Source organism: Brevibacillus sp. YAE8 (assembly GCF_057543335.1).
Window position 1 is genome coordinate 1 of sequence record NZ_BAAIYG010000200.1, and the last position, 503, is coordinate 503.

Here is a 503-nt window from a genome sequence, read left to right on the forward strand (position 1 = left end):
TTTTATTATAGACAGCCAAGGCAATAAAAGTACTGCCAAAAGCGTTAACTTTCCTTTCATTATGTACCCAACTCCTGCCGTTACGAAAATGTAAGCTAAACCATATTCTCTTTAGTTTGTGTAATAGGCTCTTTTTTATGTGTTTATTACACTGCGTTCGTTCTTTTATTCGTCTTTTATTACAAGATTTTTTGCCTTCAGGAAATTATTGATTCTCATATTCTGCATGTGCATGGAGAAAATACGGAGGTGAATGTTTAATTAAAAGGAGGAATTAAAAATGACTACAGCACGTGAAGTTATGACTAAAGATGTGAAAGCTTGTGCACCGCACGACCCAGTAACAGCTGCAGCAAAATTAATGCGTGATATTAATTGTGGCTCTGTGCCAGTGTGTCAAGAAAATCGAGTAATGGGAATGATCACAGACCGTGATATCGTGTTAAACTGCGTGGCGGATGGAAAAGATTGCAACACTGTGCATTGCCATGATTGTATGACTA

Annotated in this window: 1 protein-coding gene; it reads left to right on the forward strand. The window is 37.4% G+C overall.

Annotated features, from left to right (window positions below):
* Positions 1 to 280: 280 nt before the first annotated feature.
* On the forward strand, positions 281 to 503 hold a 223-nt coding region (locus tag AC27IT_RS28380), incomplete at its 3' end, for a CBS domain-containing protein (RefSeq protein WP_487092356.1).